At 63.2% G+C, this 20262-nt stretch carries 20 protein-coding genes; all 20 read right to left on the reverse strand.

Annotated features, from left to right (window positions below):
- Window positions 1-9: 9 nt before the first annotated feature.
- The 20 genes from GYH26_RS04035 to GYH26_RS04135 all read right to left on the reverse strand — a co-directional run bounded on the left by GYH26_RS04035 (window position 10) and on the right by GYH26_RS04135 (window position 20262).
- On the reverse strand, window positions 10-2322 hold the full coding sequence (locus tag GYH26_RS04035; protein ID WP_161540591.1) for a chemotaxis protein CheA: 2313 nt from the start codon (window positions 2320-2322) through the stop codon (window positions 10-12).
- A gap of 30 nt (window positions 2323-2352) precedes the next feature.
- Window positions 2353-3363 carry a protein phosphatase CheZ gene (locus tag GYH26_RS04040; protein ID WP_161540592.1) on the reverse strand — a complete coding sequence of 337 codons (1011 nt, stop codon included), beginning with the start codon at window positions 3361-3363 and terminating at the stop codon, window positions 2353-2355.
- 10 nt (window positions 3364-3373) lie between these two features.
- Entirely contained in the window at window positions 3374-3742 is a 369-nt protein-coding gene (locus GYH26_RS04045; RefSeq protein WP_012843285.1) for a chemotaxis response regulator CheY, read from the reverse strand.
- 33 nt (window positions 3743-3775) lie between these two features.
- Window positions 3776-4141 (reverse strand): response regulator, encoded by a 366-nt coding sequence (locus GYH26_RS04050; protein ID WP_012843286.1) that lies wholly within the window; start codon window positions 4139-4141, stop codon window positions 3776-3778.
- Complete coding sequence (locus tag GYH26_RS04055) at window positions 4134-5027, reverse strand: CheR family methyltransferase (RefSeq protein ID WP_161540593.1); 894 nt, start codon at window positions 5025-5027, stop codon at window positions 4134-4136. The genes GYH26_RS04050 and GYH26_RS04055 overlap by 8 nt, the downstream gene beginning before the upstream one ends.
- 15 nt (window positions 5028-5042) lie before the next feature.
- Complete coding sequence (locus GYH26_RS04060) at window positions 5043-6308, reverse strand: HEAT repeat domain-containing protein (RefSeq protein ID WP_161540594.1); 1266 nt, start codon at window positions 6306-6308, stop codon at window positions 5043-5045.
- Between the two features lie 24 nt (window positions 6309-6332).
- A complete protein-coding gene (locus GYH26_RS04065; protein ID WP_012843289.1) occupies window positions 6333-6830 on the reverse strand; it encodes a chemotaxis protein CheW in 498 nt (165 codons plus the stop codon).
- 150 nt (window positions 6831-6980) lie between these two features.
- Window positions 6981-8657: a flagellar hook protein FlgE gene (locus GYH26_RS15165; protein WP_242006583.1), complete on the reverse strand. Its 1677-nt coding sequence runs from the start codon at window positions 8655-8657 to the stop codon at window positions 6981-6983.
- A gap of 134 nt (window positions 8658-8791) precedes the next feature.
- Entirely contained in the window at window positions 8792-10039 is a 1248-nt protein-coding gene (locus GYH26_RS04080) for a flagellar hook protein FlgE (RefSeq protein ID WP_161540595.1), read from the reverse strand.
- A gap of 116 nt (window positions 10040-10155) precedes the next feature.
- Window positions 10156-10545, reverse strand: a complete 390-nt coding sequence (locus tag GYH26_RS04085) for a TIGR02530 family flagellar biosynthesis protein (RefSeq protein ID WP_012843291.1) — start codon at window positions 10543-10545, stop codon at window positions 10156-10158.
- A gap of 27 nt (window positions 10546-10572) precedes the next feature.
- Window positions 10573-11265, reverse strand: coding sequence for a flagellar hook assembly protein FlgD (locus GYH26_RS04090; protein ID WP_161540596.1), 693 nt, complete (start codon window positions 11263-11265; stop codon window positions 10573-10575).
- 12 nt (window positions 11266-11277) lie between these two features.
- Complete coding sequence (locus tag GYH26_RS04095) at window positions 11278-11871, reverse strand: hypothetical protein (RefSeq protein WP_242006584.1); 594 nt, start codon at window positions 11869-11871, stop codon at window positions 11278-11280.
- 1639 nt (window positions 11872-13510) lie between these two features.
- Entirely contained in the window at window positions 13511-14107 is a 597-nt protein-coding gene (locus GYH26_RS04100) for a hypothetical protein (RefSeq protein WP_161540597.1), read from the reverse strand.
- On the reverse strand, window positions 14104-14565 hold the full coding sequence (gene fliJ, locus GYH26_RS04105) for a flagellar export protein FliJ (protein ID WP_161540598.1): 462 nt from the start codon (window positions 14563-14565) through the stop codon (window positions 14104-14106). The genes GYH26_RS04100 and fliJ overlap by 4 nt, the downstream gene beginning before the upstream one ends.
- Before the next feature lie 67 nt (window positions 14566-14632).
- Window positions 14633-15985 (reverse strand): FliI/YscN family ATPase, encoded by a 1353-nt coding sequence (locus GYH26_RS04110; RefSeq protein ID WP_161540599.1) that lies wholly within the window; start codon window positions 15983-15985, stop codon window positions 14633-14635.
- The gene (locus GYH26_RS04115) at window positions 15978-16898 is read right to left on the reverse strand and encodes a FliH/SctL family protein (protein ID WP_161540600.1); all 921 of its coding nucleotides are present in this window, start codon (window positions 16896-16898) and stop codon (window positions 15978-15980) included. Before GYH26_RS04115 ends, GYH26_RS04110 begins: the two co-directional genes overlap by 8 nt.
- A gap of 6 nt (window positions 16899-16904) precedes the next feature.
- Window positions 16905-17951, reverse strand: a complete 1047-nt coding sequence (gene fliG / locus GYH26_RS04120; RefSeq protein WP_161540601.1) for a flagellar motor switch protein FliG — start codon at window positions 17949-17951, stop codon at window positions 16905-16907.
- A gap of 16 nt (window positions 17952-17967) precedes the next feature.
- Entirely contained in the window at window positions 17968-19569 is a 1602-nt protein-coding gene (gene fliF, locus GYH26_RS04125; RefSeq protein ID WP_161540602.1) for a flagellar basal-body MS-ring/collar protein FliF, read from the reverse strand.
- Between the two features lie 80 nt (window positions 19570-19649).
- Complete coding sequence (fliE, locus tag GYH26_RS04130) at window positions 19650-19958, reverse strand: flagellar hook-basal body complex protein FliE (protein WP_012843301.1); 309 nt, start codon at window positions 19956-19958, stop codon at window positions 19650-19652.
- Between the two features lie 16 nt (window positions 19959-19974).
- Window positions 19975-20262, reverse strand: coding sequence for a hypothetical protein (locus tag GYH26_RS04135; RefSeq protein WP_161540603.1), 288 nt, complete (start codon window positions 20260-20262; stop codon window positions 19975-19977).

Below are 20262 nucleotides of genomic sequence, written 5' to 3' on the forward strand. Positions count from 1 at the left end.
GATAGCGGTTCAGGCTGTGACCAGCGCAGCCTGGAAGGCTTCACTGCCGCGGAGACGCTGCGTTTCCATGCGCACCAGCTCGCCCACATCCAGAATCATGATCACCCGACCGTCGCCGAGGATCGTGGTCCCGGCCACGCCGGGCACCTTCTTGAGGTAGTTGCCCAGCGGCTTAATCACGATTTCCTTCTGGCCGATCAGATCGTCCACGATCAGGCCCAGGCGATGGTGGGCGATGCCCACAATGACGGCGTAGGCGCGCTCGGGATGGTACGTCCAGCCAGGTACCTGCAGCATTTCGCCCACGCGCAGCAGTGGAATGACCGCGTCGCGCAGGCGGATGACTTCGCGGCCTTTGATGGTGTATACCGTGTCGGGCTCGAGCCCGACCACTTCAATGACCGAATGCAGCGGAATGGCGAAGGCTTCTTCGCCCACGCGCACCAGCAGGCTCTGGATGATGGCCAGCGTCAGCGGCAGCTTGAGCGTGAAGCGCGTGCCCTGACCGGGCACCGAGTGGACGCTGATGGTGCCGTTCAGTTTGGTGATGTTGGTCTTGACCACGTCCATGCCCACGCCCCGACCTGATACTTTGCTGACGCGCTGGGCCGTGCTGAAGCCGGCCCGGAAAATAAGCTCCAGCGCTTCGCGGTCGCTCATCTCGGCCGCTTCTTTTTCGGTAATGAGGCCCTTTTCCAGGGCCTTGGCCTTGAGTTTCTCCGGATCGATGCCGGCGCCGTCGTCTTCGATTTCGATGACGATGTGGTTGCCCTCCTGCGAGGCGGCCAGTCGAATGCGGCCGGTAGGCGACTTGCCCCGGGCGCGGCGTGTTTCGGGATCCTCGATGCCGTGGTCGGCGGCATTCCGGATCAGGTGCACCAGCGGATCGCTGATTTCTTCGATGAGCGACTTGTCCAGCTCGGTCTCTTCGCCCTCGATGATCAGCTCGATCTGCTTGTCGAACTCGCGGGCCAGATCGCGCACCAGGCGCGGAAACTTGTTGAACACGCGGCCGATCTGCACCATGCGCGTGTGCATGACGGCCGACTGCAGCTCGGTGGTGATGAAGTCGATCTGGGTGGTCGTGTCGGCCAGCTCGCGGAGCAGCTCGGCGTTGTCGCCGTCGGTGCTCAGTTCGCTGAGGAGCTGCAGCAGCCGGTTGCGGCCCAGCACCAGCTCGCCCACCAGATCCATGAGGTTGTCGAGGCGGCGCACCTCGACACGGATTGTCTCGGTGCTCTGATCCCGACGGGCGGCCTGTCCGTTGCCCGAAGGCGCCGAAGCGGCCGGGGTCGATCGGGACGTATCGGCTGTCTCCGAAGCAGGTGCCGTGGCCGGTGGCGTGGTCCGGGCTTCCGGCGTGGGCGCTGCAGGCGCCGACTCGGAGCGGGCGGGTGCCGGCTTGCCCTCGGCAATCGCCTGAAGTCTTTCGATGGCGGCGCCGATGGGCAGCGGTTGCAGGTTGCGGGTTTCGACCTGCTGGAGGAGTTGTTTCATCAGGTCGAAGGCGTCGAAGAGGACGTCCATCATGGTGGGCTCGAAGGCGAGCGTGCCTTTGCGGAGGCGGTTGAGGACGTCCTCGAAGTGGTGGGCCAGGAGGCTGAGCTGTTCGAGGCTGAGGAAGCCGGAGGTGCCTTTGACGGTGTGGACGGCGCGGAAGATTTTGTCGACGAGCTGACGGTCGTCGGGGGTTTTTTCGAGCTGGAGCAGGTCGTGCTCCAGGTCTTCGAAGATTTCGCGGGTCTCGACGATGAAGCTCTCGACAATCTCCCGCACCTCCTCCGAAAAGAGCGTCTCGGCCAGGGCCTCCAGGGCGGCGGCCTCCTGGGGGGCAGCAGGCGCAGATTGCGCAGGAGTCGGTGCCGATGGTTCCTGAGGAGCGGTTGGGGTCGTTTTATCGGCGCTTCCGGCTGCAGCCTCCTCGTCGGCCAGCGCTTTGAGCTTACGCAGGATGTCCTCCAGCGGAATGGGCTGGAGGTTGCGCTCCTCGACCTGGTGGAGGAGTTGTTTCATCAGGTCGAAGGCTTCGAAGAGGATGTCCATCATGGCGGGCTCGAAGGCGAGCGTGCCTTTGCGGAGGCGGTTGAGGACGTCCTCGAAGTGGTGGGCCAGGAGGCTGAGTTGTTCGAGGCTGAGGAAGCCGGAGGTGCCTTTGACGGTGTGGACGGCGCGGAAGATTTTGTCGACGAGCTGACGGTCGTCGGGGGTTTTTTCGAGCTGGAGCAGGTCGTGCTCCAGGTCTTCGAAGATTTCGCGGGTCTCGACGATGAAGCTCTCGACAATCTCCCGCATCTCCTCCGAAAAAATAGGATGCTCGCTCATGGCACCACTCTCTGGCTATTGGTGGGGACGTCAGCGATTCGAGTCGTTCCGCTTCGGATTGAACAGGGCATCGATTTCGTCCTGGGAGGCGGGAGTGCTTCCGCCGCCGAACAGGGCGTCGATTTCATCCTGGGAGGCAGGGGTACTTCCGCCGCCGAACAGGGCGTCGATTTCGTCCTGGGAGGTCGGGGTGCCGCCGCTGAACAGACCATCGATTTCGTCCTGCGAGGCGGGAGCGCTGTTTCCGTTAAAGAGCGCGTCGATTTCTTCCTGCGAGGCCGGTCCAGCGGCTTCGTCATCCTGAGACAGCGGGGCGGTGTATTGCAGGGCGTTGACCAGAGCATCGACACGCTGCTGGCGGCTACCATCCCGGTCGTAGCGGGCGTGGGGATCGAACGTCCCTTCGGCAAAGAGCTGTCGGGGTAGCTCCAGATCGTCGAGCACTTCGCTACCCAGCCGTCGGATAAGCTGGGCCATGCGATACCGCACCGACTCGATCAGGTGGTTGACGGCGGCCAGCTGCTGGGCCGTGATGTCCTGCACCTGCAGCGCCATCATGATGCGGTTCATGCGTTCGCGCAGCGAGTCAATCAGCTGCTGCTGGCTTTCCAGCATGGCCTGCAGCGTGGCATAATGCTGCCGGCGTTCTTCCAGCAGCGTCTGGAGCTGCTTGTGCCAGCTCTCCGGAAGCGGCTGCCACAGCTGCTCCTCCTGGGATTGCAGCGTCTGGAGCGCCTCGGGTGCCGCGGCCCAGGACTTTCTGAACGTATCCAGGTCATTCAGCACCACGTCGATCAGGTCGAGGATCTCCGTGGTGGCCATTTCGGTGGCCTGCGTGACGCTTTTGAGCTGCGAGCTGGCCCGCGGCATTTTGCGGGTGCTTTCGGCCAGCGAGTCGTTGACCTCCGAGAGGAGCGGGGAGATCTCCCGGAGGAAATAGACCACCTCTTCTATGAACGGAATGGCCCGTTGGCCGAGAATGAAGACGGCGCGCAGCTCGTTCAGCTTGGAAAGCAGCTCCTGTATGTGATTGGTCGTCATTGCGGCCTCCTCAGGCGGTTTTCAGAATCAGGTTGATCTTTTCGCGGAGCACTTCCGGCGTAAAGGGCTTGACGATGTAGTTGTTGACGCGGGCCTGCATCGCGGCGATCACGTCCTCCTTCATCCCGCGTGTGGTGACCATCAGGATCGGCAGGTTGCCGAAGCGGGCGTGGCTGCGAATGGCTTTCGTCAGCTCCAGCCCGTTCATGTTGGGCATGTTCCAGTCGGTGATGACGAAGTCGATGGAGCCCTGCTCCAGTTTTTCCAGGGCATCGGCCCCATCGCTGGCCTCGACCACGTCGGTGTAGCCGATCTCGCGCAGCGCGTTGCAGACGATGCGCCGCATCGTGGGGGAATCATCGACGACCAGGAACGTCATGGCTTCGCTCATGCCTTTTGATTTTTGGTCGGTTCAGGAGATAAACTTGGACACTTCGTACTGCAGTCGTTGCGCGTCGAAGGGTTTGGTCAGGTAGGCCTGCACGCCCAGTTGCTGGCTCTGGCTGACCAGCTCGGCATCTTCGAGCGAAGACAGCACCAGGATCGGGATGTGGGCGTACTCCGGGTCGGAGCGCAGCGCCTGCACCAGACCGATCCCGTCCATCTTGGGCATGTTCAGGTCGGTAATGACCAGATCGACCGGCGTCTGGGCAATTTTTTCCAGCGCTTCCAGGCCGTCGCAGGCCGTCAGCACCGTGAGGCCCTGGGCCCGCAGAGCAAACGTGACGAACTTGCGGGCCGTGCTGGAGTCGTCGACGACGAGAACCGTCTTAGCCATGGCGATACGGGCTATTTTCGGAAGCTTCGGCTTCTTTTCGGTAAACAATGGCCTTGCCAAAACGCACCGGCTGGAAGGCCTGGCTGATGCCGTAAAGGGTCTCCGAGAACCCGATAAACAGGTAGCCGCCCGGTACCAGACTCCGGTAGAATGACTGGACCACGCGGCGCTTCATATTATCGTCGAAATAGATGAGAACATTAGCGCAGATGATTAAATCGAAATTGCGCATGGCATTCATGGCGACCGCATCGGCCAGGTTCAACACCTGGAATTTCACCATCTTGCGAATTTCCTCGCGGACCTGGTAGCGATCGCCCTGCCGGACGAAATAGCGTTGAAGATATTCAGGCGGCACGTTGCGGATGGCATAGTCGCCGTAGATCCCCTGCTGGGCCTGCTGGAGCACGTTCGTGTTGATGTCGGTGCCGATGATCTCGAAGCGGGCATAGGGATGGCGCGGGAGAATGCGATCCCGCAGAAAAATGGCCAGCGTGTAGGGCTCTTCGCCGCTGGAGCAGCCCGCACTCCAGATGCGGATCTGGTGTCTGGTGCGCAGCCATTCAGGCAGGATGTGCTGCTCGAGCACTTCCAGATGGCCGGGCGCGCGAAAGAAATAGGTTTCGTTGATGGTGATGGCGTTGACCAGATGACGGAATTCCTCCCGCGCCTGGCCGTTCTGCAGAGCATGCAGGTAGGCCCGGCCGTTCGGCAGGCGGAGTTCATTCAGGCGGCGTCCGACCCGGCTTTCCAGCAGATAGCGCTTGTTGTCCTGAAAGTAGATGCCGGTCTTTTCGTAGATCAGCTGGCGCAACTGCTGGAATTCTGCGTCCGAAAGGACGCCCTGTTGTTGCGGGGTCAGGGGTAGGCGTGCCAGCAGACTCATGGCGGTACGGGGTTGTCAGGGCTGGTAGGCAGAACTACGGCGGGCCGTGCAGAGCGCGTCGTCGGCATAGTGGCGCACGGCCGGATCGGGGTCATGCAATCCCTGCTGAACCAGAGCAAAGAAGGCGGGGTGCTGCAGCTGCAGGCCCAGTGTGATGGCCGCCATTTTGGTTTCGGCATCGAGGCTTTCGAAGTGGGCCTGAAGGAACTGGGCCGCCTGCGGCAGCTGGAAGTCGTCCAGGCAGCCGTGGGTCAGGAGCGCGATGGCAAAGCCTGCGGCCGCGTCGAGCGACATCCGACCCGTTTCGGCGCAGCGGGCCACACAGGCGAATGCCGTGGGGTAGGTGGAGATGGCTTCGAACAGGGCCAGGTCCAGCTCGTCGTGCTGCCCCGCATGCTCCAGCATGGCCTCGATGGTCGCCTCGTCGAGCATGTGGCGCAGGCCACGCACGGCCGCTTTTTTGAAGCTCAGATCGGGCTCCTGAAGCATTTCCAGCAGGTAGGGACGGAGCCGTTCTGGTAGGGGAGGGATCGGCCCGGTGGCCGATTCGTAGGCCTCGATCAGGTCGTAGAGCACTAAGGGACGGGCTTCGGGCGTGGCCTGCTCGACCTGGCGCAGCAGCAGATGCAGCACTTCAGGAATCGGATACCGCGAGAGCGCTTCGGCGGCGGCGTACTGAACGACCGGATCCGGATCGTTCAGGGCCGCCTCAATAAGCTGCAGCCCGCGTGCATCCCGGAACGTCCCCAGCGCCGCCAGGATGTGCGGCCGCTCGGCTGGGTAGAACCGATAGCGTTCGCGCAGCACCGGGGCGTACTCGGTAGCCCCCAGCGCGGCCAGCGCATCGATGGCGGCCAGGCGGACGTTCGTGTCCGGATCGTCCAGCCGGGCCGCGATGCGATCGACTACGTCGTAGGCCGGGAGCTGCGCCAGGACGTCGATGGCAAACTTGCGCGCGTCCGCATCGTCGATGTCCACGTAGGGCAGGAGCGCCTGAATCGACGGCGCGCCGATGCGGACGAGCACCTCGCCGGCCAGGTTGCGCACAGGCAACTCGGGATGCTGGATGAGCGGCACCACCGCCCGGGCCGCTTCCTCGGTGCCGATGGCCACCAGATGCTCGGCCGCGGCTTCGCGAATGCCCGGATCGGGATCCTGCAGGCAGTGGGCCGCGACCGGAATCGTTTCGGCGGGCGTGTGGGTGGCCAGCAACTCGTTCAGCGCATCCAGACGAACAGACGGATCCGGATGCTGCAGACCTTCAGGCAGCATCATCGACATGGCTTTTCACCGATGGTTGTGCGATCAGGAAGCTTCGGCTTCGGCGGTCTCCTGGAGCGGCTGGAGGCGATGCTTTTCTTCGTCGGTCAGGATGCGCTCCAGGTCCAGCAGGATGAGCAGGCGATCGTCGAGCTTGGCCACGCCCGTGATGTAGTGGGCATCGATGCCGATGGCCAGCTCCGGCGGCGGTTCGATCACGCCGGCATCGACGCGCAACACCTCGCGTACGGCATCGACCATGAAGCCGACGATCTTGTCGCCCAGTTCCACCACGATGATGCGCGAGTTCTTATCGCGCTCGCGCCGCGGCAGGTTGAACCGCTTGCGCAGGTCCACGACGGGCACGATGCGCCCGCGCAGGTTGATGACGCCTTCGACGAACGCGGGCGCATTCGGCACGCGCGTAATATCGACGGGCCGGATGATCTCCTGCACGTTCAGAATGTCGACGCCAAACTCTTCGTTTTCGATCAGAAAACTGACCAGTTGGAGAATCTGCGAACGAGACGTCTGCTGCTGCATGGCCAGCGGTGGGGTTGAATCCAACAGGAATACCTTCCGGCTACCATATCGGCCAGAAAGGGCGCTTCTTTAGAGAAATATGAGGTCTTTACGTAAAAAAGCGTACCCCGGCCACAGGCCGGGGTACGCCGGGAGGTTCACCGCAAACGCTTATCGTTTGAGCTGGACGAGTTCCTGGAGCATTTCGTCGGAAGTCGTGATGATGCGGGCCGAGGCCTGGTAGCCGCGCTGCGTGACGATCATGTCGGTGAACTCGGTGGCCAGGTCCACGTTGCTCATCTCGAGCGTACCGGCCACGATCACCGTGCGGTTCAGCTCGACGCCGGCGCGTCCCAGGGCCAGATCGCCCGAGGAGCTGGTCAGGCTCCAGAGGTTGTCGCCGACCTGTTGCAGGCCGTTGACGTTGTTAACGGACCCGAGGGCCAGTTGATAGATTTTTTGCTGGTAGCCGTTGGAGAAGTTGAGTTCGACGATGCCTTCCTGGTTGATGCTGAAGCCGATGAGGGAGCCGGGGGGTTGGCCGTCCTGGTCGCGGACGGTGGCGGTGGTGGAGCCGGCGTACTGGGTGAGGGCATCGTCGGCCCCCGCCAGGTTCAGCGTGAAAGTCTCATCTAGGCCATCCCCATTGAAATCCAGAGATACCGGCAATGTGAGTTCCCCGTCACCGCTCAGATCGTCAATCAGACCGCCATCGACCGCACGGATTTCTGTGAGCGTTCCCTGGGTGTCATAAATCAACTTGGCCAGATACCCGGTGTGAAGCGGCTGACCGTCCCGATCCAGAATCCGCAATGCCCATTCGTCCTGGGGGTCGCCGTTTTCCAGCGAGTTGATCCGTGTAAATTCCAGAATTACCGACGAATCTTTCCCCTGTGCATCGTAAACGACCGTGGAAATGGTCACCTTTTCGCCAATCTCCTGGAGCTCCAGACCAATCGGGTTTGCTGGACTGCTGCTCGACAACGGTTCAAAGGTAAAAGAAATTGGGAAGGGTGTGATAGAGCCGCTACCGTCGGGATCGTAGTTGTTGACCGTCAACTGAAATGTCGAGGGATCATCCGGGTCGGAAGCCGGAATTTCAGTGATGGTCACGCCTGAATCTGAGCTGCTCATGCTGGAGATATTCCAGTCTTCATCAAACGTGATTTGAATGTCTGTGGCAATAACCTGGCCATTCTCATCGATGATGCTTCCCGTCCATTCGTAGATATCATTCCGTTCTACCTGAAAAGTAAACGTAGGATAAAACGGATTATCCGAGGAGATGGTCAACGATACGGGGTCCTGGGTGCTGGCTTCCGCATTGAGGTTGCCGCGGACGTAGATGTTTTCGGTTTGTTTGGGGGGAGCGGTGGCGCTGAAGGGAACGCGCACGTCTTCGAGCGCGGCCGAGCGCAGCTCACCGTTTTCATCGAAAGCCCAGCCCTGCACCTGCAAACCGCTGTTGGTCACCAGTTCACCAAAGCGGTTGATCGTGAAATTGCCGGCGCGCGTCAGGTAGATGCGATCCCCGCCACGGACGACGAAGAACCCGTCGCCGTTGATGCCCAGGTCGGTGGCCACGCCGGTGTTTTCGAGGGCGCCCTGGGCGAAGTTCACATCGATCGAACCCACCGAGACGCCCAGCCCGACGTAGGCGGGGTTGATGCCACGGCCGCCGGCGGTGCGGCCCACACCCAGCAGCGTCTGGCCGAGCAGTTCGTTGAAGGCGGCGCGGCCGCGTTTGAAGGCGGTGGTGTTGACGTTGGCGATGTTGTTGGAGATGACGTCCATGCGGACCTGATGGCTTTTGAGTCCGGAGACGCCGGTGCGCAGAGAGCGAATCATGGCCGTTACTTCGCGTTTGGTTTTACAGGATGCTCAGGATGAGCGCTGCAGCGTCGGTCGGTCGGCTGCAGCAACCGGCATCCCAGATGGGGCCTGCCGGTGCGTTCAGGTTCACCGGATTACACTATGAGCGCTTATCGTTTGAGCTGGACGAGTTCCTGGAGCATTTCGTCGGAAGTCGTGATGATGCGGGCCGAGGCCTGGTAGCCGCGCTGCGTGACGATCATGTCGGTAAATTCCGTGGCCAGGTCCACGTTGCTCATCTCGAGCGTACCGGCCACGATCACCGTGCGGTTGAGTTCGACGCCGGCGCGGCCCAGGGCCAGATCGCCCGAGGAGCTGGTCAGGCTCCAGAGGTTGTCGCCGACCTGTTGCAGGCCGTTGACGTTGTTAACGGACCCGAGGGCCAGTTGATAGATTTTTTGCTGGTAGCCGTTGGAGAAGTTGAGTTCGACGATGCCTTCCTGGTTGATGCTGAAGCCGATGAGGGAGCCGGGGGGTTGGCCGTCCTGGTCGCGGACGGTGGCGGTGGTGGAGCCGGCGTACTGGGTGAGGGCATCGTCGGCCCCCGCCAGGTTCAGCGTGAAGCTTTCCAGAGTGCCATCATTGTCGATGTCCCAGTCGAACGTCTGGAGCGCTTCGGTGGGATCCAGGTTGCCCTGCGTGTCGAAGGTGATCAGGTTATCGCCACTGGTAATCGTAACACCCAGGGGATTCCCGTCTTCGTCCAGCAAATTCCATTGCCATTCGTTGGGATTGGAGGTTCTTGTAAATTCAATGATGATGGTTTTGGCTTTCCCCTGCGGATCATACACGACGGTAGAGACCGTCACGCTTTCGCCGGCTGCCAATTCCGCATTGAGGTTGCCGCGGACGTAGATGTTTTCGGTTTGTTTGGGGGGAGCGGTGGCGCTGAAGGGAACGCGCACGTCTTCGAGCGCGGCCGAGCGCAGCTCACCGTTTTCATCGAAAGCCCAGCCCTGCACCTGCAAACCGCTGTTGGTCACCAGTTCACCAAAGCGGTTGATCGTGAAATTGCCGGCGCGCGTCAGGTAGATGCGATCCCCGCCACGGACGACGAAGAACCCGTCGCCGTTGATGCCCAGGTCGGTGGCCACGCCGGTGTTTTCGAGGGCGCCCTGGGCGAAGTTCACATCGATCGAACCCACCGAGACGCCCAGCCCGACGTAGGCGGGGTTGATGCCACGGCCGCCGGCGGTGCGGCCCACACCCAGCAGCGTCTGGCCGAGCAGTTCGTTGAAGGCGGCGCGGCCGCGTTTGAAGGCGGTGGTGTTGACGTTGGCGATGTTGTTGGAGATGACGTCCATGCGGACCTGATGGCTTTTGAGTCCGGAGACGCCGGTGCGCAGAGAGCGAATCATGGCCGTTACTTCGGGTTTGGTTTTGCAGGATGCTCAGGACGAGCGCTGCAGCGTCGGTCGGTCGGCTGCAGCAACCGGCATCCCAGAAGGGGCCTGCCGGTGCGTTCGTTCAGTCGTTACAGGATGTAGGCACTGTCAATCTGGGTGAAAATCCGTTGCTGCATTTCCTGGCGGTCGAGGGCCGTCACCACGGTGCGGTTCGTGACGCTGACGATGAAGGCTGCCTCAGGGTGCAGCACCAGCGCTTCGCGCGCACCTTTAGCCGACAGCTCCTGCACGGCCTCGGTGAGCTGTCGGGCCAGCAGGTCATCGAAGGCGATGCCGCGCTGGGCGATGCGCTGGCGCGCGTGGGCCGAGAGACGCACGCCTTCATCGGGCGCCTGCACCTGGCGCAGCACTTCGGCAAACGAGGAGCGCGGCGGATCGTGCGTGCGCGGCGCCTGCGTGGGCGACGTCGACGTGCCCGGCACAGGCTGCACGCGCGCGGCCAGTTCCTGTACCTTCATGGCGTTTCTTATGGTTTAATGGAAGGTCTATTCGGATTCCACGCCCCGGACGGACTGCATGGGCACCGAGCGGTCACCGATCCAGAGCAGAATGCCCTCGGGGCCGAACGTCACGCGGGTGACGCGTCCGCGCACGAAGGAGCGGGCCGCTACCGGATCGCCATCGGCATCGGTGGCAAGCACCTCGATCGTGTAAGTGCCGGCGGGAAGCGCCTCGCCCGCATCGTTTTTTCCGTCCCATTCCACGGCATGTTCACCCGCGGCCCTGGGGCCCAGGAAGATCGTCCGTACCACCTCGCCGGCCTCGTTGCGAATCTGGATGCTGACCTGTTGGGCGGCGTCGCCCAGTTCGATCCGGAAGGGGACAGGTTCTTCGCCCCCCCAGGTAAGCCGATCGCCTTCGGCTTCGATGATCTTGCCCACCAGCCCGGCCGCTACGCTGTTGTGGATGCCCTGGGCCAGCGCGGCGTAGGCGTCGGACTGGGCCGCCAGCGTCTCGTTGATGCCGATCAGCTGTTCGACGGTGGAAAACTGAGCCAGCTGTGCGGCAAATTCGCGGCTGTCCAGCGGGTTGATGGGGTCCTGATAGCGCAGCTGGGTCACCAGCAGTCGCAGGAAGGCTTCTTTGTCCAGCTCCTGCGATGGCGGTGCGGGCGCACTGGGCGTGCTCTGCAGCGCCTGCTGGCGGATTTCGTCAATGGGAGCGATCAGGGACGGCATGGCGGTACGGGTTTAACCAATCCATTCATGTCGGCTACCGGGACGCAGCACCCGTGCACGGGAAGATTCGGCCGGTGCAGGGCCGGACGCATCTGAGCCGGAAGCAAGCGGCGTACCATGAGCGGGGGCCTGCGTGAAGGCCTGTTGTTGCCGGGCGCCCTGCTCGCCGCCACCGGAGAGCGAGAACTGCACGGCGGTCTGGTACTGCGCCTGCAGCGCCTCCTGAATGCGGTCGGCGTGGGCGGCCACCAGGGCCCGGAGCTGTGGATCGCTGAGCTGGACCGACACGGCCACGTGGTCGGGATGGCGGCGCGTCTCGACGCGCAGCGTACCTTCGCCGTCGGCCAGTTCCACTTCCAGCATCTGTCCGTCGAAATGCTGACGGACGCGTTCGGCAAAAGCCATGGCCATCTGGAACCACGCGGCCGTGCGGATCACCCGCGGCAGGGCCGTTGCCTGCGGTGGGAGCGCCACCGTATGGGAGGAAGCTACCGGAGGTCGATCGATTTCGTCAGGTGCGTGCTGCACTTCCAGAGAAGAATCGGTTTCGGTATCCTGTTCAGAGGGAAGCGCAGCTTCGGCCATTGAAGCCTCAGCGTCCTGCATGGAAGGATGTGCAGATGGAGTGGCAGATTTTGCCGGCGTACCGTCCGGCTTTGCTACAGTTTCGGAGTGATCCGTGGTCTGAGATGGGGGTGTCACCGCAAGGGAGGAGGTGCTCGGTGGACGACCGGGCTTTTCGGGGGTGTGTCGTACTTCCCGGGTGATATTCGATTCGAGGTTGTGTCTGAACGCGGGGGTGGTTTCGACCCATGGGGTGTCGGATTCAGGCGTGGAAGGGTGTGCAGGCCTGTGGTCCGACATTGTTGCGGTTTGGGCACCGTCCGTCGCCTCCTCGGAAGGAGGCGCGTACGAGACGTTAGAAGCCTCCCATAGAGAAAGCAACCCTGCAGATTGCGCGGCAGGATTGCCTGTAGTCTGTTGTGCAGGCGTTCCGGCGGTTGCCAGGGGACCATCGTGGGAGGACTCGGGAAGCGCCTGCTTCTGCGCCACGGGGTTTTTCTGGCGGACAGCCGTCGCCGGGGCGGCCTCAGCTTCTGTCGGCGTCGGAGCAGAGACGTTGACGGGTTCAGACGCTTCGGCCGTAGTGGAGAGGAGGGGGTGGGACTCCAGTGCAGGCTCTCCTTGCGATGCGGGTTCGGCGGGCATCGAGGACGCAGAGCGCGACTCCGTGAGCGCTGTCGCCGTTGCTTCCTGATTGACCGCTTCTGGATTGGCCTGCAGGCGAATGGGCCGTATCCCGATAGCGGCGCCTGGGTTTACGTCTCTGCGCGATGCACTGGAGCTGGTCTCAGCGAATCGATTTTGATCGGTAGGGCCATGATCGCGGTTCGGTGCGGCTCCGGACTGTTGCGCTACGTGGGCTGCCAGTTCAGGGGCAACGGGCGCAGGCGAGTGTCTTGCTGGCTCTGGCACTGAAACACTTTCCGGTGCCATGGCCGGTGGGCGCTGCGTTTCGGCCTGATCGGGTCGCTGAGGCGCCATCTCGTGCCGGGTCTGGGCAGAGGTGGCCTGTGTAAAGCGCGCGTCATCGGAGGGCACCAGGGCTTTTGGATCGGCTTCGGCCTCAATGCTTTGCGATCCGCGAAGCGCAGCGCTGCGCAGGCCCGGAGTTTCTGGATTCGTTTTGTCCGGGGCCCTTTCGGAAAGGGACGGTTCGTCTGATTCGATCGAAGAAGGAAGGGCCGTCTGCGCAGAACCATTCGCGTTCGTTTCAGCCCGGGGAATCAGAACGGCCCCGATTTCGTCAGCAGATGCTGTTTTCTGTTCAGGCAATGCGGCATGCGGGGAAGTCGAGGTCTCGGGCGGGGAAATGGTCGGCGGAGAGGCTGTCGCCACCGCTGAAAGCACCGAAGCAACTTCGGGTGCGAGCGAGACCGACCGGGGGCTCTTCCGATCACGATGGGGGTGATGCGTTTCACCGGTCGGCGTCGAAGGTGGCGAGCCAGGTTCTTCCGGCGTTTTCGGCAGGATTTCGCGTCCGGAGCGCGTGTCGTTTTCGGATGAAGCGTTGGCCGCCGGGTTTTCATCCCCGGGGAAAAACAAAGCCAGGGCTGCTTCCAGCAGTCGGGCGAAGCGGCGCGGTCGGCCTTCCGCCTGAGGCGCGGCAGGGGCGTTCGCCAGAGGCTGATCGGGAGAGGCGGAGGGTAGGGGCAACAGGTTCATGGTCTCGGAAAGATTACGGTTACTGGCTTCCAACCGAAGTCACTATGGACTCCTGATCGCCGGATTTCTGCATCAGGCGGCTTACCAGGCGGGCCGCCTGTTCGGGGGGGAGCGACTGGAGCAGGAGGGTGCGGCCGCGTCCCTGGGTTTCCAGGTAGAGCATATCCAGAATTTCGGGGGAGAGCTGGCTCAACAAAGCGCGGCGTTGGTCGTCTTCCAGGCGTGTGATGGTGGTGGCCAGTTCCTGAGCCTGAATGCGTCGGCGTTCTAAAACAGCCAGTTGCTGTTGTGTTTGTTGCAGATGCCTTTGCGTTTGGGTAAGCGTCTGCTGAAGCGTGTTCATCTGCTGGTACAGGATGCGAAGCGAGTCGCGCAGCTGCTGCAGGGTATCGCGCGTAGCCGCGAGCGAGTCGGCCAGCAGGGCCAGTGTATCCGGTGCCAGAGAATCGGTCCGCACAGAATCGGCCAGTGCGCTGTTAAGCTGACGTAAACTATCGAGCTGCTGTTGCACCTGCTGCACGCGCTGCGGGGCGATGTAGGGCATGGCGAAGTACATCCCCACCACGCCGATGAGGAAAAAGACGATCGCCAGCGCAATGCGAAGCACGAGCTTCATGACGCACGCTGCTGCAGCTTACGGACGTAGGCTCCGGTCGCCTGCTCGTCGATCCAGGCGCGCTCGGCGGCGGCTTCGGCTTCCAGATGGCGGGCATATTGCCGCTCGCGCAGGCGTTCAAGCGATTCCTCCGCCTGCCGGCGTTCCAGTACCAGCGCACGGGCTTCGGCTTCCTGCTGCTGGAGCCGGGCCAGTTGCTGCTCCAGCTGGCGAAGCTGGCGCCGGGCTTTCAACCAGTAGGCTTCCTGGCGGCGAAGCTGAGCCGGATCGACGGCCGATTGCCGCGCCGCAAGTTCCTGGTGCAGTTGCTCCAGCTTCTGCCGGGCTGCTTCAATTGCTTCTTCCAGTTTCTGGCGTTCCTGCTGGAGGCGGATCAGCGCCTCTACGGCCTGTTCGGTCTGATGCTGCCGCAGGCGCAGCACACTTTGCAACGAAAAGCGGAATTTCTTGCCTTGCATAGGACGCTGCGGGGTACTACACGGCGGTTGTGGAGGTATCTGTCGTTAAAGCAAAAGGTCGGCCAATTCACGAAGCGCGGGCGGGCAGGCTGCGCAGCATGTCGGCCAGTTGCGCGACCGGGTCGTCGGCAACTTCGTCGACGCCCTGGCGCAGGAAAGCCATGAGCGCTGCGTGGGCCAGGATGGCCCGGTCGATTTCGGGCCGCGTGCCCATCTCGTAGGCACCGACGCGGATCAGGTCTTCCGCTTCCTGATAGGTGGCCAGCAGACGGCGGGCTTCTTCGACCAGCGCGCGGTGCTCGGCCGTCGTGACGCGGGGCATGACGCGGCTGACGCTCTGCAGCACATCGATGGCCGGGAAATGGTTGGCGTGAGCCAGGCGCCGGGAAAGCACGATATGGCCGTCGAGAATGCCGCGTACTGCGTCGCCGATCGGGTCGTTCATGTCGTCGGCATCGACGAGCACCGTAAAAATGCCCGTGATCGTACCGCGTGCGCCGGGACCGGCCCGCTCCAGCAGCCGGGGGAGCATGGCAAAGACGCTGGGTGTGTAGCCGCGCGTGGTGGGCGGCTCGCCGACTGCCAGGCCGATCTCGCGCTGGGCCATGGCCACGCGCGTGATCGAATCCATCATCAGCAGCACGTCCAGGCCGCGATCCCGGAAATACTCCGCGATGGCCATGGCCACACTGGCGCCTTTGACGCGACTCATGGCCGCCTGATCGCCGGTGACGGCCACGACGACCGAGCGCTTGAGCCCTTCCGGACCCAGGTTGTCGGCAATGAATTCCTGCACCTCGCGGCCGCGCTCGCCGATCAGAGCGATGACGTTCACATCGGCACGGGCACGGCGGGCGATCATGCCCAGCAGCGTACTTTTGCCGACACCGGAGCCGGCGAAAATACCGATGCGCTGGCCGCGTCCGAGCGTCAGGAAGGTGTCGATGGCGCGGATGCCGGTAAACAGCGGCGTGTCGATCATGCGCCGCGACAGAGGCGGGGGCGGATCGTTGCGTACGGGCTGCTCGTCGGTGACCGTCAGCGGTCCTTTGCCGTCGATGGGGCGGGCGTTGGCATCCACCACACGCCCCAGCATGGCCTCGCCGACGCGAATTGTCAATGGCAGGGCGGAGGGTTCGACCAGATAGCCGGCACGCAGGCCGCGGGTCTCTTCGAGCGGCATCAGGATCGTGGTGTTGCCGCGCAGGCCCACCACTTCGGCCTTGATGCGCCGGGCGCCGGGCTCCTGTCCTTCGTGGATATAGCAGAGTTCGCCGACGGCCGCCGGCAGCTCGGACGCCTCGATGAGCAGCCCGACGACGCTCTGCACCTTACCGAAGTGGAGCGGGCGCAGCGGATGGCGGCGCACCTGCTCCAGACAGTGCGCGACGAACGAGTTGGAGGGGGATCCGTTAAACATCGTCGGCAGAAGACTGCTGTTCGGGCGATCCCGGTGCGTCGGAGGACGGGGTAAGGCCCAGTCGCTGGCGCAGCCGCTCCAGGATCTCCTGACGGATGCGGCGTTGCATGGCTGTGGGCGTCTGGACGATCCAGTCGCCTTCGCTCAGTTCGGAATTGAGATCCCAGTGCAGGTCAGGGTGGCGGCTTTCGAGCTGGGCGATCACCCCCTGCTCCTGCAGCCGCAGAAAGTCGACCGGATGCATGGAGACCTCCAGCGGAGCCGAGCGGGCCAGTTGCTCGACGGCTTCGGTGAGCGTGCGCGCCGAAACGCCACGGATGCTTTCAGGAAGCGGGGCGTCCAGCAGCGTCTCGGCCACTTCGAGGGCCAGTTCGACGAGCATGGGCTCCAGCTGTCGGGTGTAGTCGGCCCAGGCCTGGCGCAGCCGCTCCAGCTCGCGGGCCAGTTGTTCCTGAAGCGCCTGCAGGCGCGGGGCCCACTCGGCCTCGGCGGCAGCGCGACCGGCCGCTTCGCCTTCAGCGCGGGCCTGATTTACGGCTTCTTCCAGGCGCCCCTGCCATTCGGCCTCGATCGCAGCCCGGAGGGCCGCCTCATCGAGCGCAGGCGGCGATGCCTCCTCGGAAGATTGCTCCAGCTCGGGCTCCACGCGCCACACGTCGTCCTCGGAAGTCCAGACTTCCTGAGAGAGTTCGACGGGTTGTGCCTGGATCGCCTGCGCGCGTCGTAGCAGTCCGCGATAGCGGAATTCTGGGGACTCCTCGGCTTCATCCTGTGCTGCCGGCTGCACCTGGCTGCGATGCAGGCGGGGCGGTGGACGCCGGGCCGGCCCCTCTGGAGCGGGCGAGGAACGCCGGGGATCGGATCGATCCGACAGAAAGTCGGCCAGCGACAGGATGCGGCGCCGGGTAGCCATAGATTATCAGATGACCATTTCCTGACTGTTGCGCGAAAGCGTAATCTCCTCCTGTTCTTCGAGCCGCTGGGCGGTTTCGAGGATGCGGCGCTGCGCCTCGTCGACATCGCGCACGCGCACCGGTCCCATCAACTCCAGCTCCTCCTGGATCATCTGGGCGGCGCGTTCGCTGACGTTGCGCAGAATCTTTTCTTTCAGTTCGCCGGAGGCTGCCTTGAGTGCCAGCGCGATGTCCTTCTGATCGACCTCGGTCAGCAGCCGCTGCATGTCGCGGTCGCTGATGTGCACCAGGTCGTCGAAGGTGAACATCAGCGCCTTGACCGAAGTAGCCAGCTCCGGATCGCGCTCGCGCAGCGCCTCCAGCACGGCCCGCTCGACGGTGCGGCTGCTGCTGTTGAGAATTTCGGCCACTTTTTCCACGCCACCCGACGCGCTCAGCTCGGCACCGAAAACCGAACTGATATGCTGACGAATCACGTCCTCGATGTCGCGCAGCAGCTCGGGCGACGTCTTGCCCATGGTGGCCAGCCGATAGATGATTTCGGTACGCAGTTCTTCCGGGAGATTGGAGATGATGTCGGCGGCCTTGCGCGCGTTCAGGTGGGCCAGAATCAGCGCGGCCGTCTGCGGATGCTCGTTCTGAATGAAGTTGACCAGCTGGGCGGTCTCGACGGTCTGCAACAGGTGGAAGGCCGAAACCTCCATGGCCGCTTCGACGCGCATGAGAATTTCCTCGGCACGGCGAGGACCCAGCGCGGCCTCCAGTGCCTCACGAGCAAATTGGAGGCCTCCCTGCGCGATGTAATCGTGGGCCATGGCCGAGTCGCGATAGTCCAGCAGGACGGCCTCAACGACATCGGCACTTACGTTGCGCATGCGCGCAATTTCGATCGAGATCTTTTCGACCTCTTCATCACGCAGGTGCTTGAGCACCTTGCTGGCCGCCTGCGTCCCCATGGCGATGAGCAGCACCGCCGCCTTCTGGGCGCCGGTCATGTTGTGCTGCGTCATTTCGGGGACTTCCTGCGCCTGCTGTTTGGTGGCGTTTGCCATGGCTCCCCGTCCGTTTTCAATCCTGCATGTCGGCTACCAGCCAGCTCCGGATGATTTCGGCCGCCTCTTCCGGCTTTTCGTTGACCTGTTTCTGGACTTCCTCGAACAGGATGTGCTTGGCCTTCAGGCGGGCCTTGGCTTCGGCCGATAGCCGACTGGTGTAGATGTCGTCGATCAAAACCAGCTCCTCGTCGGATTCGCCGGATTCCAGACCGGGCACCGCTTTGCCCTGCAGCGCCCCCGAAGCGCCTTCGGGGGCACCGAGCGCTCCCTGTTTACGGTCGACGCGGCCGATGAGCACCTGCGTCTCGCCGGCCAGCTCGCCCATGCGACGGACCAGCGCGCGCAGCAGCCAGACGGCCAGGCCCAGGGCCAGCACCATGAGGCCGTAGCGCAGGTAGAGATTGAGTTGCTCCTGACGGCGCTGCTCGCGGAGTTCCTGGGCGATCTGGTCGTCGATCTGCGTGTCGAAGCGCGTCTGATGAATGGCAAAGCGGTCGCCTCGCTCCGGCCGGAAACCGACGGCGTTTTTGACCAGCTCTTCGATTTCCCGGAGTTCGTCTTCGGTGTAAGGGCGTGGCTGCGGCGTGCCGTCCGGGCCCGGCTCGAAGCGCTGGTTGAGGATGACCGAAACGGTCAGGTATTCGACGTCGCCGCCGTTTTGCTGGATGCGTTCGACCGTACGGCTCAGTTCATAGTTGCGCACCATGGAGCTGGCCGAAGACCCTTCGCCACCGGTGCCGGCCTCTTCCAGACGTTCCTCGCTGATGACCGTGGCGCTTTCGGGATCGATGAGCTGTCGCTCGGTAACCGCCTGGTCGAAGTTCAACGTGGCCGAAACGCGCACGATGGCATTACCGGGGCCCAGCACGCGGTCGAGCATGGACTGGCCTTTTTCGGTCAGATGGGCCTCGAGCGCCTGACGCAGTTTGAGCTGGGTGCTGCTGAGGGCGAGTTCGGCGTTGCCGGCGTCCGGATTGGAGAGCAGGTTGCCCCGGGCATCCAGCACGGTCACGTTGGCCGGATCGAGCCCTTCGACGGCACCGGCCACCAGCGCCGTGATGCCGTCGATCTGCTCTTCGGTCAGGCGCGCGCCGCTTTTGAGTGAGAGCAGCACCGAAGCACTGGGAGCCACCTGGGTTTCGCGGAACGGGCTCCGCTCCGGTAACACCAGATGGACCTTGGCCAGCTCGACCTGCTGCAGGCTCATGATCGTGCGGGCCAGCTCGCCCTCCAGCGCCCGTTTGTAATTCAGCCGCTGCATGAAGTCGGTCATGCCGAGCGTGTTTTTGTCGAAGAGCTCGTACCCGACCGGTCCGTCGCTGACGAGCCCTTCTCCCGCAAACCGCAGGCGCAGTTCGTAGACGCGATCGCGCGGGACCCAGATGGCCGTGCCGCCTTCTTTGAGCTGATAGGGGACGTTTTCTTCCTGGAGCGTCTCGACAATCCGACTGGCATCCGAGGGGGAAAGGCCGCCGAACAACAGGGCATATTCCGGCCGTCCGGCCCAGTAGGCAATGCCCAGCAGCAACAGAATGCTGCCGATCGTAACGGCGCCCAGCGCCAGCCGCTGGCCAGGAGAGAGCCGACTCAGAAACTGCTTGAGCTGCTCGAACATCTTCGTACTACCAACTCCAGCCTGTGGATTGGGAGACAACTACGGGGTGGTGAACAGAGGCCGGCGTGGGCCTGTCCGCATCAAATCTGCGTGCGCATCAATTCCTGGTAGGTCTCCAGCAGACGATTGCGAACTTCCGTCATGAGCTGGAAGTAGAGCCGCGCCTGGTTCATGGAGATCATCACCTCATGCAGATTTTCCTGCTCGCCGGCGATGAAGGCCTCGACCTGCTCGTCGGCGTCCTTCTGGGCGCGGTCCACTTCCTGAATGGCCTGCGCCAGTGTGTCGGCAAAGCCACCGTCGACCGATTCGCGCGAGCGCGGCGTGGGCAATCGCCGCTCGTCGCCGCCGCTCAGCTGCCGCAGACGTTGGAGCTCGGCCACGTTCATGACGAAAGCGACCAGGTTAGCCTTTCACGTCCAGCCGGGTCCCCAGTCCGCCGGGCTGCAGGGTTTGCAGCGTGCGGTTGGGACCGTAAAGACGGAGCGTCATTTTCTCGGATGGCGGAAAATGACGCTGGATCCATGTCCATTCCTCCTGGGTCACGCCCTCGGGACGCGCGTGCTGCGCCGTCGGCGTTTCCGAAGGCGTTTGCGGAGCGGACGGCGTCGGCGCCGGATCGGGCCGCCGCGTCGCGCTCGGCTCCGGCGTGTTCAGGAAGGAAGGCCAGTTGTTGTGAATGCGCAGGTCCAT

This window comes from Rhodothermus marinus (assembly GCF_009936275.1).
Lineage (GTDB): Bacteria > Bacteroidota > Rhodothermia > Rhodothermales > Rhodothermaceae > Rhodothermus > Rhodothermus marinus_A.